This window comes from Kitasatospora sp. NPDC101183 (assembly GCF_044767945.1).
Classification (GTDB): Bacteria; Actinomycetota; Actinomycetes; order Streptomycetales; family Streptomycetaceae; genus Kitasatospora.
Map to the genome: position 1 here is coordinate 199948 of NZ_JBIWOW010000005.1, position 18730 is coordinate 218677.

20 protein-coding genes are annotated in these 18730 nt (G+C 73.3%); 12 read left to right on the top strand and 8 right to left on the bottom strand.

The window, feature by feature from the left end:
- The first annotated feature begins 51 nt into the window (after positions 1 to 51).
- Positions 52 to 408 (top strand): hypothetical protein, encoded by a 357-nt coding sequence (locus ACIRRS_RS08460; protein ID WP_402966742.1) that lies wholly within the window; start codon positions 52 to 54, stop codon positions 406 to 408.
- 88 nt (positions 409 to 496) lie between these two features.
- On the opposite strand, the gene ACIRRS_RS08465 is transcribed toward ACIRRS_RS08460, so the two are convergent.
- The 4 genes from ACIRRS_RS08465 to ACIRRS_RS08480 all read right to left on the bottom strand — a co-directional run bounded on the left by ACIRRS_RS08465 (position 497) and on the right by ACIRRS_RS08480 (position 4906).
- Positions 497 to 1954, bottom strand: coding sequence for a hypothetical protein (locus ACIRRS_RS08465; RefSeq protein ID WP_402966744.1), 1458 nt, complete (start codon positions 1952 to 1954; stop codon positions 497 to 499).
- A gap of 133 nt (positions 1955 to 2087) precedes the next feature.
- Positions 2088 to 3599, bottom strand: coding sequence for a hypothetical protein (locus tag ACIRRS_RS08470; protein ID WP_402966746.1), 1512 nt, complete (start codon positions 3597 to 3599; stop codon positions 2088 to 2090).
- A 51-nt stretch (positions 3600 to 3650) separates the two neighbouring features.
- Positions 3651 to 4529: a hypothetical protein gene (locus ACIRRS_RS08475; protein ID WP_402966748.1), complete on the bottom strand. Its 879-nt coding sequence runs from the start codon at positions 4527 to 4529 to the stop codon at positions 3651 to 3653.
- An 83-nt stretch (positions 4530 to 4612) separates the two neighbouring features.
- Positions 4613 to 4906 carry a hypothetical protein gene (locus tag ACIRRS_RS08480; protein WP_402966750.1) on the bottom strand — a complete coding sequence of 98 codons (294 nt, stop codon included), beginning with the start codon at positions 4904 to 4906 and terminating at the stop codon, positions 4613 to 4615.
- 317 nt (positions 4907 to 5223) lie between these two features.
- Between ACIRRS_RS08480 and ACIRRS_RS08485 the strand changes: the two genes are divergently transcribed.
- From ACIRRS_RS08485 to ACIRRS_RS08495, 3 genes are all read left to right on the top strand, one after another.
- Positions 5224 to 6210, top strand: a complete 987-nt coding sequence (locus tag ACIRRS_RS08485; RefSeq protein WP_402966752.1) for a LuxR C-terminal-related transcriptional regulator — start codon at positions 5224 to 5226, stop codon at positions 6208 to 6210.
- Between the two features lie 116 nt (positions 6211 to 6326).
- Entirely contained in the window at positions 6327 to 6914 is a 588-nt protein-coding gene (locus ACIRRS_RS08490) for a MarR family winged helix-turn-helix transcriptional regulator (protein WP_402966754.1), read from the top strand.
- 97 nt (positions 6915 to 7011) lie between these two features.
- Positions 7012 to 7599 carry a protoglobin domain-containing protein gene (locus ACIRRS_RS08495; RefSeq protein WP_402966756.1) on the top strand — a complete coding sequence of 196 codons (588 nt, stop codon included), beginning with the start codon at positions 7012 to 7014 and terminating at the stop codon, positions 7597 to 7599.
- 35 nt (positions 7600 to 7634) lie between these two features.
- Here the strand turns inward: ACIRRS_RS08495 and ACIRRS_RS08500 are convergent, their stop codons facing one another.
- The gene (locus ACIRRS_RS08500; protein WP_402966758.1) at positions 7635 to 8306 is read right to left on the bottom strand and encodes a hypothetical protein; all 672 of its coding nucleotides are present in this window, start codon (positions 8304 to 8306) and stop codon (positions 7635 to 7637) included.
- 86 nt (positions 8307 to 8392) lie between these two features.
- On the opposite strand from ACIRRS_RS08500, the gene ACIRRS_RS08505 reads away from it, so the two are divergent.
- On the top strand, positions 8393 to 9157 hold the full coding sequence (locus ACIRRS_RS08505; RefSeq protein WP_402966760.1) for a helix-turn-helix domain-containing protein: 765 nt from the start codon (positions 8393 to 8395) through the stop codon (positions 9155 to 9157).
- Here ACIRRS_RS08505 and ACIRRS_RS08510 read toward each other — a convergent pair.
- Positions 9129 to 10118: an ArsR/SmtB family transcription factor gene (locus ACIRRS_RS08510; protein WP_402966762.1), complete on the bottom strand. Its 990-nt coding sequence runs from the start codon at positions 10116 to 10118 to the stop codon at positions 9129 to 9131. The two genes, ACIRRS_RS08505 and ACIRRS_RS08510, sit on opposite strands and share 29 nt — an antisense overlap.
- A gap of 213 nt (positions 10119 to 10331) precedes the next feature.
- On the opposite strand from ACIRRS_RS08510, the gene ACIRRS_RS08515 reads away from it, so the two are divergent.
- The gene (locus tag ACIRRS_RS08515) at positions 10332 to 10862 is read left to right on the top strand and encodes a hypothetical protein (RefSeq protein ID WP_402966764.1); all 531 of its coding nucleotides are present in this window, start codon (positions 10332 to 10334) and stop codon (positions 10860 to 10862) included.
- A 107-nt stretch (positions 10863 to 10969) separates the two neighbouring features.
- A complete protein-coding gene (locus ACIRRS_RS08520; RefSeq protein WP_402966766.1) occupies positions 10970 to 11161 on the top strand; it encodes an antitoxin in 192 nt (63 codons plus the stop codon).
- Here ACIRRS_RS08520 and ACIRRS_RS08525 read toward each other — a convergent pair.
- On the bottom strand, positions 11152 to 11292 hold the full coding sequence (locus ACIRRS_RS08525) for a hypothetical protein (RefSeq protein WP_402966768.1): 141 nt from the start codon (positions 11290 to 11292) through the stop codon (positions 11152 to 11154). The two genes, ACIRRS_RS08520 and ACIRRS_RS08525, sit on opposite strands and share 10 nt — an antisense overlap.
- Before the next feature lie 93 nt (positions 11293 to 11385).
- Between ACIRRS_RS08525 and ACIRRS_RS08530 the strand changes: the two genes are divergently transcribed.
- On the top strand, positions 11386 to 12087 hold the full coding sequence (locus ACIRRS_RS08530; protein WP_402966770.1) for a cation:proton antiporter: 702 nt from the start codon (positions 11386 to 11388) through the stop codon (positions 12085 to 12087).
- Here ACIRRS_RS08530 and ACIRRS_RS08535 read toward each other — a convergent pair.
- The gene (locus ACIRRS_RS08535) at positions 12074 to 13081 is read right to left on the bottom strand and encodes a helix-turn-helix domain-containing protein (RefSeq protein ID WP_402966772.1); all 1008 of its coding nucleotides are present in this window, start codon (positions 13079 to 13081) and stop codon (positions 12074 to 12076) included. The genes ACIRRS_RS08530 and ACIRRS_RS08535 overlap by 14 nt on opposite strands.
- A gap of 199 nt (positions 13082 to 13280) precedes the next feature.
- On the opposite strand from ACIRRS_RS08535, the gene ACIRRS_RS08540 reads away from it, so the two are divergent.
- From ACIRRS_RS08540 to ACIRRS_RS08555, 4 genes are all read left to right on the top strand, one after another.
- Positions 13281 to 14423, top strand: coding sequence for an NlpC/P60 family protein (locus ACIRRS_RS08540; RefSeq protein ID WP_402966774.1), 1143 nt, complete (start codon positions 13281 to 13283; stop codon positions 14421 to 14423).
- Between the two features lie 308 nt (positions 14424 to 14731).
- Positions 14732 to 15715 (top strand): ABC transporter permease, encoded by a 984-nt coding sequence (locus tag ACIRRS_RS08545; protein ID WP_402967055.1) that lies wholly within the window; start codon positions 14732 to 14734, stop codon positions 15713 to 15715.
- A 1-nt stretch (position 15716) separates the two neighbouring features.
- Complete coding sequence (locus tag ACIRRS_RS08550) at positions 15717 to 16631, top strand: ABC transporter permease (RefSeq protein WP_402966776.1); 915 nt, start codon at positions 15717 to 15719, stop codon at positions 16629 to 16631.
- Positions 16628 to 18703, top strand: a complete 2076-nt coding sequence (locus tag ACIRRS_RS08555) for a dipeptide ABC transporter ATP-binding protein (protein WP_402966778.1) — start codon at positions 16628 to 16630, stop codon at positions 18701 to 18703. Before ACIRRS_RS08550 ends, ACIRRS_RS08555 begins: the two co-directional genes overlap by 4 nt.
- Positions 18704 to 18730: the final 27 nt, after the last annotated feature.

Sequence of the window (18730 nt, forward strand, 5' to 3'; positions counted from 1 at the left end):
GCCCCCGCCCCTGCTAGGCTGCCGCGTCAGCCGTCGACCGGGGGAGAGGCCGTGGAGCAGAAGCACTCCGAGCGCTGGTACGCGACCGCACTGCGCGTCGGGCTCGAACTCGTCGCCTGGATCTGCCTGCCCATCGCCCTCTGGCACCACTCGATCCCGCTCGCCATCGGCGTCGACGTCCTCCTGATCGGCGCCCCGGCTCTCTTCCAGACCCCCGGGGACAAGCCCGGCACCGTCATCCCCGTCCCCGGCTGGGTGACCATCCTCATGGTCCTCGTCGAACTCGCGGCCGCCGACATCGCCGCCCAACTCCTCTTCCCCACCTGGGCGGCCACCGTCGTCACCCTCCTCGTGATCGCCTGCTGCACCACCGAACTCCCCCGCTGGAACCGCCTCCTGGGCCGCTGACGGCCCTGCGGCAGGGGAGGACGGACGCGCCGGAGCCCGGTCGCGACCGTGGTGCTGGTCGGCGACCGGGCTCACCGGGTGGAACGGCTCAGTTGGCGGAGACGGCGCCGCCGGGGACCTCGTTCCAGCCGTCGCTCCACTTGCCGGCGGTGTAGTCGGCGCCCTTGTTGAAGGCGTGGCTGTTGGCGGCGGTGACGTAGATCTGCATGGTGTTGTTGGTCATGGTGCTGGTGAGGGACTTGAGGCCGCTGCCGCCCATGGGGGTCCAGTTGGTGCTCCAGGTGCCGGCGGTGTAGTCGGCGTCGGTGACCCAGAGTTGGCCGGCGGTGTCGAGGATGTTGAGGTGGACCTTGTTGCCGGTGGCGGAGGCGGTGATGGCGGTGGCTCCGGCTGCTCCGCCGGGGACCTCGACCCAGTCGCCGGACCACTTGCCGGCGGTGTAGTCGGCGGCCTTGGTGTAGATGTGGCCGGTGGAGCCGACGGCGTAGAGCTGCATGGTGTTGCCGGTCATGACGCTGGTGAGGGCCTTGAGGCCGCTTCCGCCCATGGGGGTCCAGTTGGTGCTCCAGGTGCCGGCGGTGTAGTCGGCGTCGGTGACCCAGAGTTGGCCGGCGGTGTCGAGGATGTTGAGGTGGACCTTGTTGCCGGTGGCGGAGGCGGTGATGGCGGTGGCTCCGGCTGCGCCGCCGGGGACCTCGACCCAGTCGCCGGACCACTTGCCGGCGGTGTAGTCGGCGCCCTTGGTGTAGATGTGGCCGGTGGAGCCGATGGCGAAGAGCTGTTCGGTGTTGCCGGTCATGGTGCTGGTGAGGGCCTTGAGGCCGCTTCCGCCCATGGGGGTCCAGTTGGTGCTCCAGGTGCCGGCGCTGTAGTCGCCCTCGGTGACCCAGAGTTGGCCGTCGGAGCCGATCATGCTCAGGTGGACCTGGTTCCCGCTCGCCGACGCACTCAACGTGTTCCCCGCTGCCGAGGACGAGGTGGAGGCGAGCGCGTCGACGATGCGCTGGGCGTCGGCGGCCTGCGGCTCGTAGCGGGCGGGGAAGGCGGAGACCTGGACCTTCTGGCAGACGACGCCGATGGGCGTGTTCTGCCAGGAGCCGTTGGGGTAGTTGCTGATCATCGCGTCGAGGAACTTGTTGGTGGCGTAGGCCGGGTCGAGCCGCTGCTCGTACGAGCCCCACCAGGTCTGCTGCTGGAACAGGCCGACGCTGGTCGCGTCGATCACGTTCGGATTGTTCCGTATGTTCGACTCGACGATGGTGGTCGTGATCGCGATCACCGCGGCCCGGTCGGAGAGCCCGCGGGCGTGGACGGTGTCGATCACCGCCCGTGCGCAGGAGACCTGGTAGGCGGTCATGGTGTTGGCCAGGGTGCCGGTCAGCACCTTGTTGAGGTTGGCCGCCGTGGTGGAGTCCGCGGCGGTGACGGTCCCGCAGGAGCGGTCCCCGCTCGCGGCCCGGGCGGGGGAGGCGGTCACCACTGCGGGGACGATCAGCGCGGCCGCGGTGGTGAGGGCGGGGAGGAACGTGCGGAGACGGGTCTTCATCGGGGCGACTGCCTTTCAAGGAGGAGGGTGGAGGGATCGGCGGGTCGGGTCCTGCGCGCGGGGCGGCGTCCGCGCCTGGCCGGGAGCCGGGGCACGTCCGGGCGGTATGGGCCGAACGTGCCCCGGTCGCTGGTCAGTTGGCGGAGACGGCGCCGCCGGGGACCTCGTTCCAGCCGTCGCTCCACTTGCCGGCGGTGTAGTCGGCGCCCTTGTTGAAGGCGTGGCTGTTGGCGGCGGTGACGTAGATCTGCATGGTGTTGTTGGTCATGGTGCTGGTGAGGGACTTGAGGCCGCTGCCGCCCATGGGGGTCCAGTTGGTGCTCCAGGTGCCGGCGGTGTAGTCGGCGTCGGTGACCCAGAGTTGGCCGGCGGTGTCGAGGATGTTGAGGTGGACCTTGTTGCCGGTGGCGCTGGCGGTGATGGCGGTGGCTCCGGCTGCTCCGCCGGGGACCTCGACCCAGTCGCCGGACCACTTGCCGGCGGTGTAGTCGGCGGCCTTGGTGTAGATGTGGCCGGTGGAGCCGACGGCGTAGAGCTGCATGGTGTTGCCGGTCATGACGCTGGTGAGGGCTTTGAGGCCGCTTCCGCCCATGGGGGTCCAGTTGGTGCTCCAGGTGCCGGCGGTGTAGTCGGCGTCGGTGACCCAGAGTTGGCCGGCGGTGTCGAGGATGTTGAGGTGGACCTTGTTGCCGGTGGCGCTGGCGGTGATGGCGGTGGCTCCGGCTGCGCCGCCGGGGACCTCGACCCAGTCGCCGGACCACTTGCCGGCGGTGTAGTCGGCGCCCTTGGTGTAGATGTGGCCGGTGGAGCCGATGGCGAAGAGCTGTTCGGTGTTGCCGGTCATGGTGCTGGTGAGGGCCTTGAGGCCGCTTCCGCCCATCGGGGTCCAGTTGGTGCTCCACGTCCCGGCGCTGTAGTCGCCCTCGGTGACCCAGAGTTGGCCGTCGGAGCCGATCATGCTCAGGTGGACCTGGTTCCCGCTCGCCGACGCACTCAACGTGTTCCCCGGGCCCTGACCCGGCACGGAGGGGCCGTCGTCGACGATGTTCTTGTAGCGGTAGGCCGTGTAGCTGCTGGTGGGGTGGCCCGCGAGGGAGGAGGCGTTGAGGTTGCCGTCGCTGTTGTAGTTCGTCGGGCGCGAACGGCTGCTCTCCTGGTAGTAGTTGAAGGTCCCCGCGGCCTTGTCGCGCCAGCTCTCGAAGATGATCACGTGCTGGTCGCTGTCGAGGATGTCACCGGGCTGGAGGTCCGGGGCGGAGATCTTGTTCGAGTAGGCGGGAAGGTCCAGGGTGGTCGGGCTGGAGGTCAGCTCCCAGGCCATGGAGACGAATCCGGAACAGTCCTGGCGATAACGGCCGCCGGTCTGGCTGTCGGACCACCAGCTGTACGGCGAGTTGAGTCCGTTCGTGCTGTACGGAACGCTCTGGTTCACCCAGGCCTGGGCACGGGCGAGGACCTGGCTGCGGGTCACCGTGCCTCCCGGGGCGGCGTTGTTCCCCAACGAACCGGTCGAGGAGGACGACAGCGAGCCGCCGGCCTGGATGGAGTCGGCGTGGGCCGGGGCGGCGGCGAGCACCGTGGTGGCGGCGACGCAGGCGGCGACCAGGACACCGGACAGGCGGGAGGAGGACTTCTTGAGAGACATGGTGATGCGTTCCTTTGCTCGTTGATTCGCGGTCTGTACGGGTGAGTTGCTTCAGTGCTGGGCGGATCCGAGCGCGGCGAGGGCGGCCAGGACGGACGGGTCGGTGCCGTTGTCGTGGGCCGCCGGACCCGGGCGGTCGTCGAGTTCGTCGAACTGGAAGAGCGTGAGGACGGCGCCCTGCTGGAGCGCGTAGACGTGGTTGGTCTGGTGGTCCGGCGCGGACAGTCCGCCGATTCCCGTCCACGTCCTGGACCATGACGTTCCGTCAGACGTGGAGGCGGTGCGGGTCACGGTCGCGTCCTGGGGCTTGCCCTGCTCGCCCTGGAGCCGGAGGCTGGCGCCCTGGCAGGCGTCCATGTCGGCGAGGAGCTTCCGGTACGCGGCGTTCGCGGCCTCGGGCCCGGAGAAGGAGAACAACTGCTGGCTCGCGGGGTTGCGGGCCTGGCTGAGGTAGGCCTGCTGCTGCCAGGTGGTGGCGCCGGTGACGCCCGCGCACTCGTTGAGGGTGATCGTGCGGCCCTTCACGTTCTGGCTGCTCAGTGGGCCGTCGGGCTTCCAGGCGAGCGCCGGGGCCATGGGCAGCCGCGCCAGGCCGGCAGGCTGGACGGCGGGGGTGAGGGCGGTGCCGGGCGCCGCGTTCGCGTTGGCGGGTGCGGGGACGGGCGCGCCGGTCGGGGCAGTGGTCGGGGCAGTGGTCGGGGCGGCGTTCCCGGCGGCGGGCGCGGGGTCACCGGTGGGGGCCGAAGGGGCGGGGACGGCGCTGGTGGGCGGGCTGCCCGGAGTGGCAACGGCGCTGCTGGCAACGGGAGTCGGGGCGGCCGCGGGCGAACCGGTGTCGGCCGCGCCGCAGCCGGTCACCACGGCGGCGGTGCAGAGGGCCAGGACCGTCGAGGCGGCGGTCAGGGTCAGTCGTCGAGTGCGTCCGGGCATGACGGCTCCCAGGGAATGAGAAGGGCAGGAAGGAAGGAGGGGGCGCCGGCGGAGGAGGGAGCCTGGCGTCCGGGTGCGCGGGGTCAGCCGCGGAGCGGCGCGTAGCCGTGTTCGGCGAGGGGGCCGCCCGGGCCGCCGACCCGGTCGAGCAGTGCCTGGACCTGGGCGAAGGAGGCGGCCTCGGAGGCGGACCGGACGAAGAAGTAGAGGTCCAGCCCCGAGCCCTCGGGCCTGACGGTGAGGTGTTCGAGTCCGTCGGAGGGTTCGGCGTGCGTCCGGATCAGGTTCTTGACCAGCGGGCCGGCCGCGCTGGTGAGGGGGGTGTCGTGCGTCGGTACCACACGGGCCAGGACGACCCGGATCGTGCTCAGTTCCATCCGGCCACCCGCGGCGGGGAGTTGGAGGAGGCGTCGGTGGTGGTGGCAGCGGTCGGCGCGATGGTGCGAGGCATGGCTGTCCCCCGTGGAGAAGTCGTTGGTGGTGCGGGCCTCTCGGGCCCTCGAAGGCTTCCGGTCGGGGAGTCGTTCCTCCGCTGTCCCGGTGACCACCATCCTGCTCGGCGGACCCGGCCGTGGGAACGGTTCCGGGCTGTCACCAATGGGACCGGCCGCATGGTGACAGTCAGTCGGCGCACATAGGATCGGTGATCAGCAAGGGGGACAGCACAAGCTGATGGGAACTGGGGGGACACACAGTGCTGGAAGCGTTCGGGCTGGACGCCCGTACGGAGGCCGTCTACCGCGAGATGCTGGACAGGACGGCCGGAAGCGTCGCCGAACTCGCCGTCCGGGCGGGGACGACCGAGCCCGATGTGCGCGACGCGTTCGACCACCTGGTCGAGCTCGGGCTGCTGACGCCGTCCCGGGAGGCCGTCCACGGCCTTCGCGCCGTCGGCCTCGAGGCGGGACTGGAACACCTTCTGCGGCGGCAGGAGGAGGAACTGGCGCGACGCCACCACGACTTGGCGGTCGGCAAGGCCGCGGCGGCCCGCGCGATCGCCGCGTACTCGACCCAGCAGCCCGACGTGGACCAGGACGGCAGCGAGCGCCTCGTGGGCCTCGACGCGATCCAGGGCCGGCTGGAGCTCCTCACCGGGAGGCTCCGGGAGGAGTGCCTGTCGATCATCCCGGGCGGCGCCCAGTCGGAGGCGAGCCTGCGGGCGTCGCGGCCGCTGGACGAGCAGGCCCTCGGCCGGCAGGTGCGGATGCGCGTGATCTACCAGGACAGCGTCCGCAACGACCCGGCGACGTACGCGTACGCGCAGTGGACCACCGACCGCGGGGGAGAGATCCGCAGCAGCCCCGTGCTGCCCGGGCGGCTGCTGATCTTCGACCGTACGGTGGCGCTCGTCCCGATCGACCCGGACAACTCGAGGCTGGGCGCGCTCTGCACCTCCTCGCCGGGCATGGTGGCCACGCTGGTCGCGCTCTTCGAGCAGACCTGGGAGGTGGCCGTCCCGCTCGGCGCGACGCGGGGGCAGGCGCCGGAGGACGGGCTCACCCCCGGGGAGCGGGAGTTGCTGAGGCTGCTGTCGTCGGGGATGACGGACGAGGCGGCGGGCAAGCGGCTCGGCGTCTCCATGCGGACGGTGCGGCGGCAGATGGCGACGCTGATGGAGCGGCTGGAGGCGACGAGCAGGTTCGAGGCGGGCCTGAAGGCGGCCCGGCGCGGCTGGTTGTGAGCCGACGGACGCGACCCGCTCCGCCCACCGGGGCGGGTCGCGTCCGTCGGTGAGCCCGGCGCGGCTGCCTAGACTGGGCGGTTGTGCGGTTGTCGGTGCGGGCGGGAGGGGCAGTGGTGGAGGGGCTCGACGGGCGGGTGGTCGATGCGGTGGAGCGGCTCGGGGATGCCGGGCGGGCGATGCTGCGGGAGGCGGCGAAGGGGGAGGGGCTGTCGGTCACGCAGGCGCAGCTGCTGTTGCGGGTGACGACGGCGGGCGCGGGGCCGCAGAGCACGGGGAGCTTCGCGCGGTGGCTGGAGGTGTCCGCGCCGACGGTGAGTGACGCCGCGGCCGCGCTGGTGCGCAAGGGGCTGCTGGAGTCCGTGCCGGACGTGACGGACACCCGGCGGTCGGCGTGGGTGCCGACGGGGGCCGGGCGGGAGGTGGCGGGGCGGCTGCACGGGTGGCGGGATCCGCTGGTGGCCGGGCTGGCCGCGTGTTCGCCGGAGGACCGGGCGACGGCGTTGCGGGTGCTGCTGGAGGCGGTGGCCTCGCTGAACCGGACGGGGCGGATCACGGTCGCCCGGACGTGCCTGACCTGCCGGTTCCTGCGGGAGGAGGCCCCGGACGGCCGGGCGGGCGACTGGTGCGGGCTGCTGGGGGCCCCGCTCGCAGCGGCGGACCTGAGGGTGGACTGCCCGGAGCACCTGCCCGCGGGGAACTGATTCCTCGTCAATCCGGGCCTTGCGCAGGGGCGTGGGGGATCGGTAGCGTCGAGGTAGTTAGGACTCCTAATTCGGTTCAAGGAATTCGAGGACGGACATGACGTACGCACCCATTCCCGGCTACCGCTACGACGACCCCGAGCAGGCCCCCTCCCCGGTCACCGCGGGCGACCTGGACGGGCTCGCCGCGGCGACCCTGTTCACCGAGGCGGACGTCGCGGCGCTCAAGCTCGCCGGCGAGGTCCTGGCGGACCAGACCGAGCAGATCCTCGACGTCTGGTACGGGTTCGTCGGCTCCCACCCGCACCTGCTCGCCTACTTCTCCACCCCCGAGGGCGCCCCCATCGGCGACTACCTGGCCGCCGTGCGCCGCCGGTTCGGGCAGTGGATCACCGACACCTGCACCCGCCCGTACGACGCCCGCTGGCTCGCCCAGCAGGAGGAGATCGCGCTGCGGCACACGGTGGCGAAGAAGAACGTCACGGACGGCGCGCCGTCCGTCCCGTCCGTGCCGCTGCGGTACCTGATCGCGTTCGTCGTGCCGATCACGGCGACGATGCGGCCGTTCCTGGCGGCCAAGGGGCACGCCCAGGAGCAGGTCGAGGCGATGCACCAGGCGTGGTTCAAGGTCGTGACGCTGCAGGTCTCGCTCTGGGCCCGCCCGTACGCCGGGGCGGCCTGGTAGGCCGACGGCCGGGCGAGCCGAGGGCGGGTCGGCGGTCAGCGCGCCGCGTGGGCGGCCTCGAGCCAGTTGAGGAACTCGCAGGCGAAGTGCCACTGGTGGCCGGTGAAGACGTGCTCGGGGGCGGCGGCGGGGAACCGGATGGTCAGGCGGATGCGCAGGCCGTCCGGCCCGTCGCCGAACTCGTGCAGGACGCGGGCGACCTCGGTGCCGTCGGCGAGCCGGCCGGTGCCGCCGATCCGGACGGGGTACGCGGAGTCGGGGGTGTCGTCGGGCGCGGTGTCGCCGTCGTGGAAGGTGAGGAAGAAGCGCAGTGGGCCGGAGCCGATGGTCTCGATGATCTCGACCACGCCGTCGGCGGAGTCGGCGAGGTAGTGCTCCGGGTTGGCCGCGAGCAGGGCGGTGCGGTCGCCGCCCGCGAGGCGGCCCTGCCACCAGGCGAGGAACTCCCCGGCGGTGATCCCGGTGGCCGTCATCTCGGTGACGGCGGAGCGCCAGGCGCCGCCCGAGGCCTGCGGCAGCGGGGCCATCGCGCGGTCGGCGGCCGCCACGTCCTCGGCGAGCAGGGCGCGCATGGCGTCGTCGCCGATCCGGTCCTTGAGGAGGGCGAGGGCGGTGCGGGCGCGGTGCAGCTCCCACCGGCGGATGTCGTCCCGGGGGTGCTCGGTGCCGTCGATGACGGTCCGGACGGTCAGCGCGCTGCTGGTCATGGCGTGCCTTCTGAGGTTAAGCGGAGAGAAGTTCTCCGTCTTGCTGTGGACGCTACCATAGCGGAGAGAAGTTCTCCGTTTCGGAGATGAAGAGCGGAAGGCGGTGCACCGTGCGGGCGGATGCGGCACGCAGCAGACGGCGGATCCTCGACGCGGCGCGCGAGGTGTTCCTCAGGCACGGCCTCGACGCGCCCCTGGACCTGATCGTGCGCCAGGCCGGGATCGGGCCCGGCACGCTCTACCGGCGCTACCCCGACCGGGAGGCGCTCGTCCGGGACCTCACCGGAGACCTGCTCGCGCAGCTGGAGGAGGCGGCCGAAGCGGCCGCGGCGGCGGACGGCGACGCCTTCGCCGCCGTGCGCCGCTTCGTCCACGCGGCGGCGGACCTGCGGATGGGCGCACTCATCCTCGTCCTGCTCGACGGGCTGGTGGTCGACGAGGAACTCGTCCGCATCCGCACCGGCACCGCGAGCACCGTCGGGGCGCTGATCGAGGCCGCGCACCGCTGCGGCCGGCTGCGCCCCGACGTGGGCATGGGCGACCTCGTCCTGCTGTCGATCCGCCTCTCCCGCCCGCTCCCCGGCGGCCTGGACCGCCTGGACGCGGACGGGGCGCTCCTGCACCGCCACCTCGACCTGGCCCTGGACGGCCTGGACCTGGAGGCGGAGAAGCGGGGGAAGGGCAGCCCGCTGGGCTTCGAGGACCTCGTCGCGGCCGCCGACCGGCCGTCCGTCGGCGACCGCCCTTCCGTCACCGGCCCCGTGTCCGTCACCGGCCGGGCGTCCGTCACCGGCCCCGTGTCCGTCACCGGCCGGGCGTCCGTCACCGGCCGGGCGACGGAAGGGGGTTGAGCGCCGCCGTCAGCAGGCGGTGGCCGAGCGCGGTGCAGCTGTGCCGCACCGAGCGGCCGGTGCGGACGGTGGTGACGAGGCCCGCGTGGCGCAGGGCGCGGGTGTGCTCGGAGACGGTGGCGGCCGAGAGGCCGAGGTCCCGGGCGAGCTGGCCGGTGGTGGGCTCGTGCAGGGTCAGGCGCAGGACGGCCGCGCGGGTGCGGCCGAGGAGGGTGGCCACGGGTTCGTCGGCGGGCGTGTCCTCGGGCAGGTAGGGGAGCGGGGTGACGGCCGGGTAGAGGAGCAGCAGCGACCCGTCCGGGAGCGGGCCGCACAGCGGCTCGCCCGTCCACTGCGCCGAGGGCAGCAGGAGGACGCCCCCGCCCTCCAGCCGGTACTCCGCACGCCGGGCGACCGGGATCTCCAGCGTGCTGCCGCGCCAGCGGCTGCCCGGGTGGAGGCCGGCCAGCATCCCGCGCAGACCCTGCTCGCGCTGCACCCGCCCGCGCCAGGCGAGGTCGGTGTCGAAGCCGGTGCGCAGCCGGGGCCAGGCCTCGTCGATCAGCGCCGCGTGGCAGGCGCGCAGGCTGCGCTCCAGGTGCTGCCAGGCCTGCCGGTCCTGCTCCGCCAGGGCGAGCATCAGCGGGGTGACGGGCAGGCCGTTGCCGTGGACGCGGGCGAGTTCGCTGCGGACGAGGGAGTTGGGGGAGGAGCGTACGGCCTCCAGGCCCTCCTCCAGGTCGACGGTGAGCGGGTCGAGGAAGAAGGGGCCCGCGCCGGTGGGCGGGACGAGTTGGGCGAGAGGGGCGGCCAACCGTGTGGCCCTGGCGCCGAGTTGGCGGTGGTGGCGGGCGAACGCCCGGTCCACGTCGGGGCGTTGGAGCATGGCAACGGCCATTTCGAGCTCCATCAGGGGCGCCGGGCCGTCCGCGAACCGGGTGCCGAGCAGGTCCTCGGCCGTGAAGTGGATGCGGATCGCCATGCCCCAACCCTCCCTGCGCGCGGGTTTTCGGCCCTGGCCGAAAGGGTCGCACCCGTGCGGCCCCGGCCAGACGATACCCAGTGCGCGGCCGCGCGGGCAGGGGCTCTGCCGGGCGGGGCCGCACGAATCCGACGCGATCCGGCCCGGCCCGATCTGACCCGGCCCGATCTGACCCGACCGACCCGATCCGACCCGACACTCCAGGAGGCCCCCATGCGCATGCCGTCGCACCTCGCCCGGCCGTCCGCCCTCGTCGTCGCCGTGGCGACGGCCGTCCTGCTGCTGGCCGCCCCGGCCGCGCAGGCCGACGACGACGGCTGGCAGCCGTACCACGGGCAGGACTACGACGCGCCCGCCGGGACGCTCTGCCCGTTCCACCTGTACATCACCGACGTGCTCGACCAGGAGGAGACCAGGACCGTCGCCCGCTACCCCGACGGCTCGCCGGCCCAGGTGCTCTGGCGCGGGCCGCTGATCCTGCGCTACACCAACCTCGACACGGGCGCCCAGGCCACCCGCGACCAGAGCGGCGACGCCACCGAGTACCGCCTGCCGGACGGCAGCACGGTCTGGGACGTCCCGAAGGACTCGCACATCTCGGCCAAGATCCACCCCGGCAACCCCTACCACGCCGCCGGGGACTACGTGTTCAGCGGCGGCGCGGTGCTGCTGGTGCACCCGGGCGGGCAGGTCCAGGTGCTGGCCCAGAACCGGGTGGAGAACCTCTGCGAGACCCTCGCCTGAGCGACCGTCGCGGGCCCGCCCGCGACGGGGGTGCGGGCGGGCCCGGATGCGCGGGTCGGCCCGGGCGGCGATGCTGGAGCTGTTCGACATCCGCGAGGAGGACGACCATGTCCATGTTCGACAAGCTCAAGGACCTCCTGAAGGGCCACGAGGACCAGGCCAAGCAGGGGGTCGACAAGGCGGGCGACGCCTTCAACGAGCGCACCGGCAGCAAGTACGAGAGCCAGGTCGACACGGCCAAGCAGAAGATCGACGAGCAGCTCGGCAACCAGCAGCAGCCCCCGACCGATCAGCCCTGAGGCCGCGCGACGGTGACGTAGGCGACGAGGCGGGCCGTCCCGTCCGGCCCCCGGGCCGCGACGGCGGCGGCCGCCCGTACGTCCGGTGAGGCGGACAGTGCCGACTCGACCTCGTCCAGCTCGGTCCGCACGCCCGACACCTTGACCTGCCGGTCGGACCGGCCGGCGAACTCGAGCGCGCCGTCCGGCCGGGCCCGCACCCGGTCGCCGGTGCGGTACCGGCGTTGCGGCCCGGAAGCGTCGACGAAGCGCTCGGCCGTCCGGTCCGGCAGGCGGAAGTACCCGGCGGCGACGCACGGCCCGCTGCTGCGCCGCCTGCCGCCTGCCGCCTGCCGGCCGCCCGGACGGGGCGGGGCGGGGCGGCCGGCCTGACCACCGTGCTCGCCGGGCTGCTCGCCTCCGGGGCGCTGGCGGAGTGGATGGGCCTGCACTTCGTCTTCGGCGCCTTCACCGTCGGCCTGGTCGTGCCGCGCGACGGAACCGGGCCGCTGCGCGAGGAGATCGAGGGCGGCCTCGGGCGCGTCTCCCACCTGCTGCTGATGCCGGTGTTCTTCCTCGCCGCGGGCCTGAAGGTCGACCTCTCCTCGGTCGACCCGTCCACGCTCCGGGAGTTCGCGCTGATCCTGCTCGTCGCCGTCGGCGGAAGGTTCGGCGGCGCCTACCTGTCGGCCCGCGCCTGCCGGATCGCGCCCCGGGAGTCGGCGGCCCTCGCGGCGCTGATGAACACCAGGGGGCTGACGGAGCTGGTGATCCTCAGCGTCGGACTCCAACTCGGCTTGCCGGACACCGCATTGTGCTCGCTGATGGTGCTGACGGCCCTGGTCGCCACGGCCATGACCAGCCCGCTGGTGGTCGCCGTCCACGGCCCGGGGCCCCGGGGCGGGCCGAGGTCCGAGGAGCGGGGGCGGGCCGTCAGTCGGCCGTGAACTCCCTCTGGTGGCGCAGTACTTCGGCGACGTAGGCCTCGGTGCCCGCCGGGGGCCCGCCGGCCTGGGTGACGGCCTTGTCGCTGGTGCGGTAGGCGGCGGCGATCAGGCCGGGCAGGTTGCTGTGCAGGCCGCTGAGCTTGATGCGCTGGTCGAGCCAGCAGGTGTACAGGCCCATGGTGGCGATCGCGTCCGCCGGGTCCATGTAGTCCTTGAACCCGTCGCCGTCCCCGTCCACCGCCCAGGCGTTGAACACGGACGGGGTCCAGCGGGCGATCCCGTACTCGTCGGCCTTCGGGTCGCGCAGGTCCGGGTCGAAGTTGCTCTCCGCCTTCAGCATCGCGGCGAGGAGGGAGGGGGTGATCTCGGGCTCCGTGCACCGGCGGGCGGCGAGCTCGATGACGGTGCGGTAGCGGTCCGGCACGGCGGCGTCGGCCCGCAGCGCGCCCGGTACGGCGGAGGGTGAGCCGGGTGCGACGACGGGCGGCCTGCCCGCCGCTGCCGTACCCGCCGGGGGCGAGGACCGCTCAGCTGCCCGCCCGCCGCCTCCGTCGACGGCCGCCGTGATCCACGCGGCCACTCCCGCCAGGGCGCCGATCGCGGCCAGGACCAGGGCCAGTCGGGGCCGCCGGCGCTTCCGGGGCGGGGCCGGGGCCACCTGTTCCTGCTCGACCTCCTCCCCGATCTCCTCCCCGATCTCCTCTCCGGCCTCCTCCTCCGCCGCCGGGGCCACGGGGGCGGACCGGTCGCGCACCGCCTCCCACAGCGGCCGCAACTCGCCCGGGTCCCGCCCCACTTCACGACAGAGCGCCTCCACCGCCGCCCAGGGCGGCAGCCCCCTGCCCGCGAGGTAGCGCGACCAGGAGGAGTCGCTCACCAGCGTGATCCGCTCCAGCTCCTTGAGGCTCTTGCGCGTCTGCGCCCGCAACTCCCGCAGCCGCTCGGCCAGTTCCTCCCCGCCGCCGTCCTCCTGAGGTTCCGTCGCTCCAGTCATCCCCGACCTCCCCGACATGGTCACGTCACGCTCGTTCTCATGCTGACACATCCCGCCGCCGTCCCGCGAGGCCACGTCCCAGCAGGTCACCGCCGGGCCCGTCCCCGGGACGTCCCGTCCTGCCCGGCGCCGCTTGTCCCCTCCCCGGCACCGCTGTTCAGCTTGATCCGACCCAGCCCCTCACCTGAGGACGTGCACCGTGAACACCACCGCAGTCAGGACGCGCCGAGCCGTCGCCGCCCTCGCCCTGTCCCTCTCGATACCCCTCGCCCTCCCGGGGGCGGCGCACGCCGCGCCCCCGTCCGTCCAGGCCGCCTGCGACGTCCTCGCCCCGGGCGCCTCGGCCGTCGGCCAGGCGGCCGTCCGGGCCGCGTGCGGCCAGATCGGCGTCTGGTACAGCTGGGGCGGCGGCCACGGCGCCACCCCCGGCGCGACCTACGGCTACTACGACGGCTCCGACCCCGCCAGCCTCCACGACGACGAGCGCCTGGGCTTCGACTGCTCCGGCCTGGCCCGCTACGCGTACGCCCAGGCGACCGGCCGCGACCTGCTCAACGGCACGGCCGACGACCAGTTCCACACCTCCCACGCGGCGGCCCGGTTCACCGCCGCCCAGGGCTCGGCGCCCCTGCTCCCCGGCGACCTGATGTTCTGGGGCAGCGGCTACGTCCACCACGTCGCCGTCTACATCGGCGCCGGCCAGATGGTGGAGGCCTACCAGTCGGGCACCCGCATCCGCGTCACCCCGGTGCGCACCGGCGGCGACTACGCGGGCGCCGTCCGCATCGACGGCTCCGGCACCGTCCCGCCCCCGCCCGCCAACGGCGGCACCACCTTCGCGACCTGGGGCACCGACGTGCACACCCACACCTCGCCCAGCGTGAGCGCCTCCGTCGTGGACACCTTCCCCGGCCCCACCCAGGTGTCGGTGATGTGCCAGCAGCACGCCGAGACGGTCACCGCCGAGGGCTACACCAACGACATCTGGGCCCGGCTCTCCAACGGCTCCTGGATGACCAACATCTACATCAAGGGCCCCGCCTCCCTCCCCGGCGTCCCCGACTGCGGCGGCACCCCCACCCCGCCCCCGACCGGCACCAGCACCCCCGTCCAGACCTGGGGCACCGGCGTCCGCACCCACACCGAGCCCAACGTCGACGCCCCCGTCGTCGACTACTTCCCGCAGCCCACGACCGTCAACATCCTCTGCCAGTCCCACGCCCAGTCCGTCACCGCCGAGGGCTACACCAACGACGCCTGGTCCCGCCTCACCGACGGCTCCTGGATCACCAACATCTACCTCCAGGGCCCCGCCTGGCTCCCGGGCGTCCCCACCTGCTGAGCCGCCCTCAGGGGCCTGAGTCGCCGCCAAGTCCTCCGGCCCGGGCCCCGTTCCAGGCTCCGATCCAGCGCTCCCACCTGCGAATTCGACGGGAGTGTGACGTGAACACCTCCGTGTGCTGCGGGGGTGTTTCGTGTTCGTGGCCAAGTGCCCCGGGCCCTGGTGTACGTGTCAACTCGCACACAGACTGGCCACTGCGCAGTCGCGCGAACACCCCTGGACCGAGGAACCTTCACCAGCATGCCCAGCTTCTCCAGACCCGGCGCTCCCCAGCCGCACCCGGCGCAGACGGTGGGGAGGTGGCGGCCGTGCTCCGGTACGTGACGCGCAGGGCGTCGGGGTGGGTGCTGGTGATCGGTGTGGCCACCAATGCCACGTACTTCCTGGCCAGTTGGTTCCTCGACCCGCGCTCGAACTACAAGGAGCTGCGCCCCGTCCGTACGGAGGAGCAGATCTCGCGGGCGCTGGCCCCGTACAACCTCGACCCGCACGAGCCGCTGCTGCACCGGTGGTGGGAGTGGCTGAGCGGGGTGGTGCTGCGCTTCGACTGGGGGCGCTCCCCGGTCGGGGTGGGGGTGAACGGGGAGATCGGCTACCGCTCCCTGGTGAGCGCCGAGTTGGTGATCGGCGCGACGGTCCTGTCCGTCGTGCTCGGGGTCGCGCTCGCCGTGCACACCGCCTCCCGGCAGTACGGCTGGCGGGACAGGGCGGCCCAGGCCGTGTCCATGGCGCTGTTCAACGTCCCGGTGTCCGTCGCCGCGCTCGCCGTGGTGCTGCTGGCCATCCGGCTCAACGACCACGCGGGCTGGCGGTTCCTGTACGTGGCGGGGGAGAACTCGCCCGGCGTGGAGGGGTTCTGGCCGACGCTCGGTGACCGGCTGCTGCACCTGATCCTGCCGACGCTCACCCTCACCCTCACCGGGTACGTGGGCTACCACCTCACCCAGCGCTCCCTGCTGCTGGACGTCATCGGCTCCGACTTCGTGCGCACCGCCCGGGCCACCGGGCTCACCCGCGCCCAGGCGATCCGCCGCCACGCGCTGCGCACCGCGCTGATCCCCACCGCCCAGTCCGTGGCGTTCAGCATCCCGGCCGTCTTCACCGGCGCCGTCCTCACGGAGACGATCTTCGGCTGGAACGGCATGGGCCAGTACTTCATCCAGACCATCAGCAAGAACGACGTGCACGGCACGGTGGCCACCGCCGCCTTCGCCGCCGCCCTGACGGCGATCGGCGCGATCCTCGCCGACATCGCCACCGTTCTGCTCGACCCGAGAGTGCGGGTGAGCTGAGATGACCACCCTCCTGAACGCCGAGGCGGCCCCGCGCTACCTGGGCCGGCGCCGCCTCTACCTGCGCCGCTTCCTGCGCAACCGGATCGCCGTCGCCGGCGTGGTGATCTTCCTGCTCCTCGTCCTGTACGCGGTCTTCGGCGCCCTGTTCACCCCGTACGGCCACGCCGACGCCGACTTCGCGGCCCTGACCCAACCCCCCAGCGCCGAGCACTGGTTCGGTACCAACCAGGGCGGCAACGACATCTACGCCGCCGCCGTGCACGGCCTCCAGCGCTCGCTGGTGATCGCCGTGAGCGTCTCCGTCCTGACCGTCGCCGTCGCCGCCGTCGTCGGCGCGGGCGCCGCGTACCTCGGGGGCCGGGTGGAGAAGGCGACCCTCGCCCTCATCCACTTCCTCCTGATCGTGCCCTCCTTCCTCATCCTCGCCCTGGTCTCGCACCGGCTGGCGGGCGACTGGAGGGTCCTGATCCTCGTCCTGACGGTCTTCGGCTGGATGTCCACCGCGCGCGTGGTCTGGTCGGTCTCGACCTCCCTGCGCGAGCGCGACTACGTGCGCGCCGCCGAGTTCATGGGCGTGCGCCCGCTGCGCATCGTGCTGCGGCACATCATCCCCAACCTGGGCTCCCTGCTCGTCGTCAACCTCACCCTGGGCGTGGTCTCCACCGTGCTCAGCGAGACCGCCCTGTCCTTCCTCGGCTTCGGCGTCCAGACCCCGGACGTGTCCCTGGGCACGATGCTCGCCGACGGCGCGGGCACCATCACCAGTGCCCCCTGGCTCTTCGCCTTCCCCGCCGGGCTGACGGTGCTGCTCACCGTCTCGATGACCTTCGTCGGCGACGGCCTGCGCGACGCCCTCGACCCCACGTCCACCGCCGGGGCGTCCCCGACCCGTGCCGCAGGAGGCCGACGATGACCTTCGCACCCGCCCGCCGCACCGAGCCCCGGACGGAGACCAGCGGCCCCGCCCCCGTCCTCTCCGTGCGCGACCTGCGCGTCACCTTCCCCTCCGAGGCCGGCCCGGTCGAGGCCGTGCGCGGCGTCGACTTCGACCTCCTGCCCGGCCGCACCCTCGGCATCGTCGGCGAGTCCGGCTCCGGCAAGTCCGCCACCGCCCTCGCCGTCCTGGGCCTGCTGCCGCCCACCGCCCGCCTCGGCGGCCAGGTCCTGCTGGGCGGCCGCGACCTGGTGGCGATGGACGACCGGCAGCTCTCCCAGGTCCGCGGCAAGGACATCGGCATGGTCTTCCAGGACCCGATGTCCGCGCTCACCCCCATCTTCAGCGTCGGCCGCCAGCTCTCCGAGGCCCTGCGCGTGCACCGGGAGCTGTCGAAGAAGGACGCCTGGGAGCAGGCCGTGGAGCTGCTCGACCTCGTCGGCATCCCCGACCCGCGCGAGCGCGCCAAGGCCTTCCCGCACGAGTTCTCCGGCGGCATGCGCCAACGCGTCGTCATCGCCCTGGCCGTCGCCAACCGGCCCTCGGTGCTCGTCGCCGACGAGCCGACCACGGCGCTCGACGTCACCGTCCAGGCCCAGATCCTCGACGTGCTGCGCCTGGCGCAGCACGAGACCGGTGCCGGGCTCGTCCTGATCACCCACGACCTGGGCGTGGTGGCCGGGCACGCCGACGAGGTCGCCGTCATGTACGCCGGGCGGATCGTCGAGCACGCCGGAGTGGACGAGCTGTTCCGCCGCCCCACGATGCCGTACACCGTCCGCCTGCTGGCCAGCGTCCCGACGGTGGACAGCGTCGACGACCGGCCCCTCGTCCCCGTCGGCGGCGAGCCGCCCTCCCTGGCGGCCCTGCCCGGCGGCTGCCCGTTCGCGCCCCGCTGCGCGCTGGCCCTGGACGTGTGCCGCACCACCGAGCCGGCCCTGGCGGGCGGCGTCGCCTGCCACCGCGCGTCCGAGATCGCGGACGGGAGCCTCGACCCCGCGGGGGAGGCCGCCGCCGTGCCACCGGCCGTCCGCTCCGGGGAACGGGGCAGCGGCGAAGTCGTGCTGCGCGTCGAGGACCTGGTCAAGACCTTCCCCGTCACCAAGGGCGCCCTCCTCAAGCGCCGCGTCGGCACCCTGCACGCCGTCAACCGCGTCGGCTTCGAGCTGCGCGCCGGCGAGACCCTCGCCCTGGTGGGGGAGTCCGGCAGCGGCAAGACCACCACCCTGCGCGAGGTGCTGCGGCTGCGCGCCCCCGAGGGCGGCCGCATCGAGGTGGCCGGAACGGACGTCGCGACCCTGCGGACGGCCGCCGAGGTGCGCGCGCTGCGGCGCGAGGTCCAGATCGTGCTCCAGGACCCGACGGACGCCCTGGACCCGCGCCTGACGGTCTTCGACCTGCTCGCCGAGCCCCTCCAGGCCGCCGGCGCCGACCGGACGGCGATCCGCGACCGGGTCACCCGGCTGCTGGACCTCGTCGGACTGGACCGCGCCATGGGCGACCGCTTCCCCGCCGCCCTCTCCGGCGGCCAGCGCCAGCGCGTCGGCATCGCCCGCGCCCTGGCCCGCGAGCCGAGGCTGCTGGCCCTGGACGAGCCGCTCTCCGCCCTGGACGTCTCCGTGCAGGCCGAGATCATCAACCTGCTCGCCCGGCTCAAGCGCGAACTGGGCCTGGCCTACCTGGTGGTGGCCCACGACCTCGCCGTGGTGCGGCACTTCTCCGACCGCATCGCCGTGATGTACCTCGGGCACATCGTCGAGTCCGGCGCCACCGAGGAGATCTTCGCCCGCCCCCGGCACCCGTACACCCGCGCCCTGCTCTCGGCGATCCCCGTCCCCGACCCGGAGCGCGAGCGCCGCCGCGAGCGCATCGTCCTCGCCGGGGAGCAGCCCAGCGCCGCCCGGCTGCCCGAGGGCTGCGTCTTCGTCGACCGCTGTCCGCTGTACCGGGAGGCCGAGGAGGCCGTGCGGGCGCGCTGCCGCACCGAACGGCCGGCCACGGCGAGCGCCCCGGACGGTTCCGACCACCAGTACGCCTGCCACGCGGTCTGACGCGCACCCCTTCCCTTCTCCACCCCC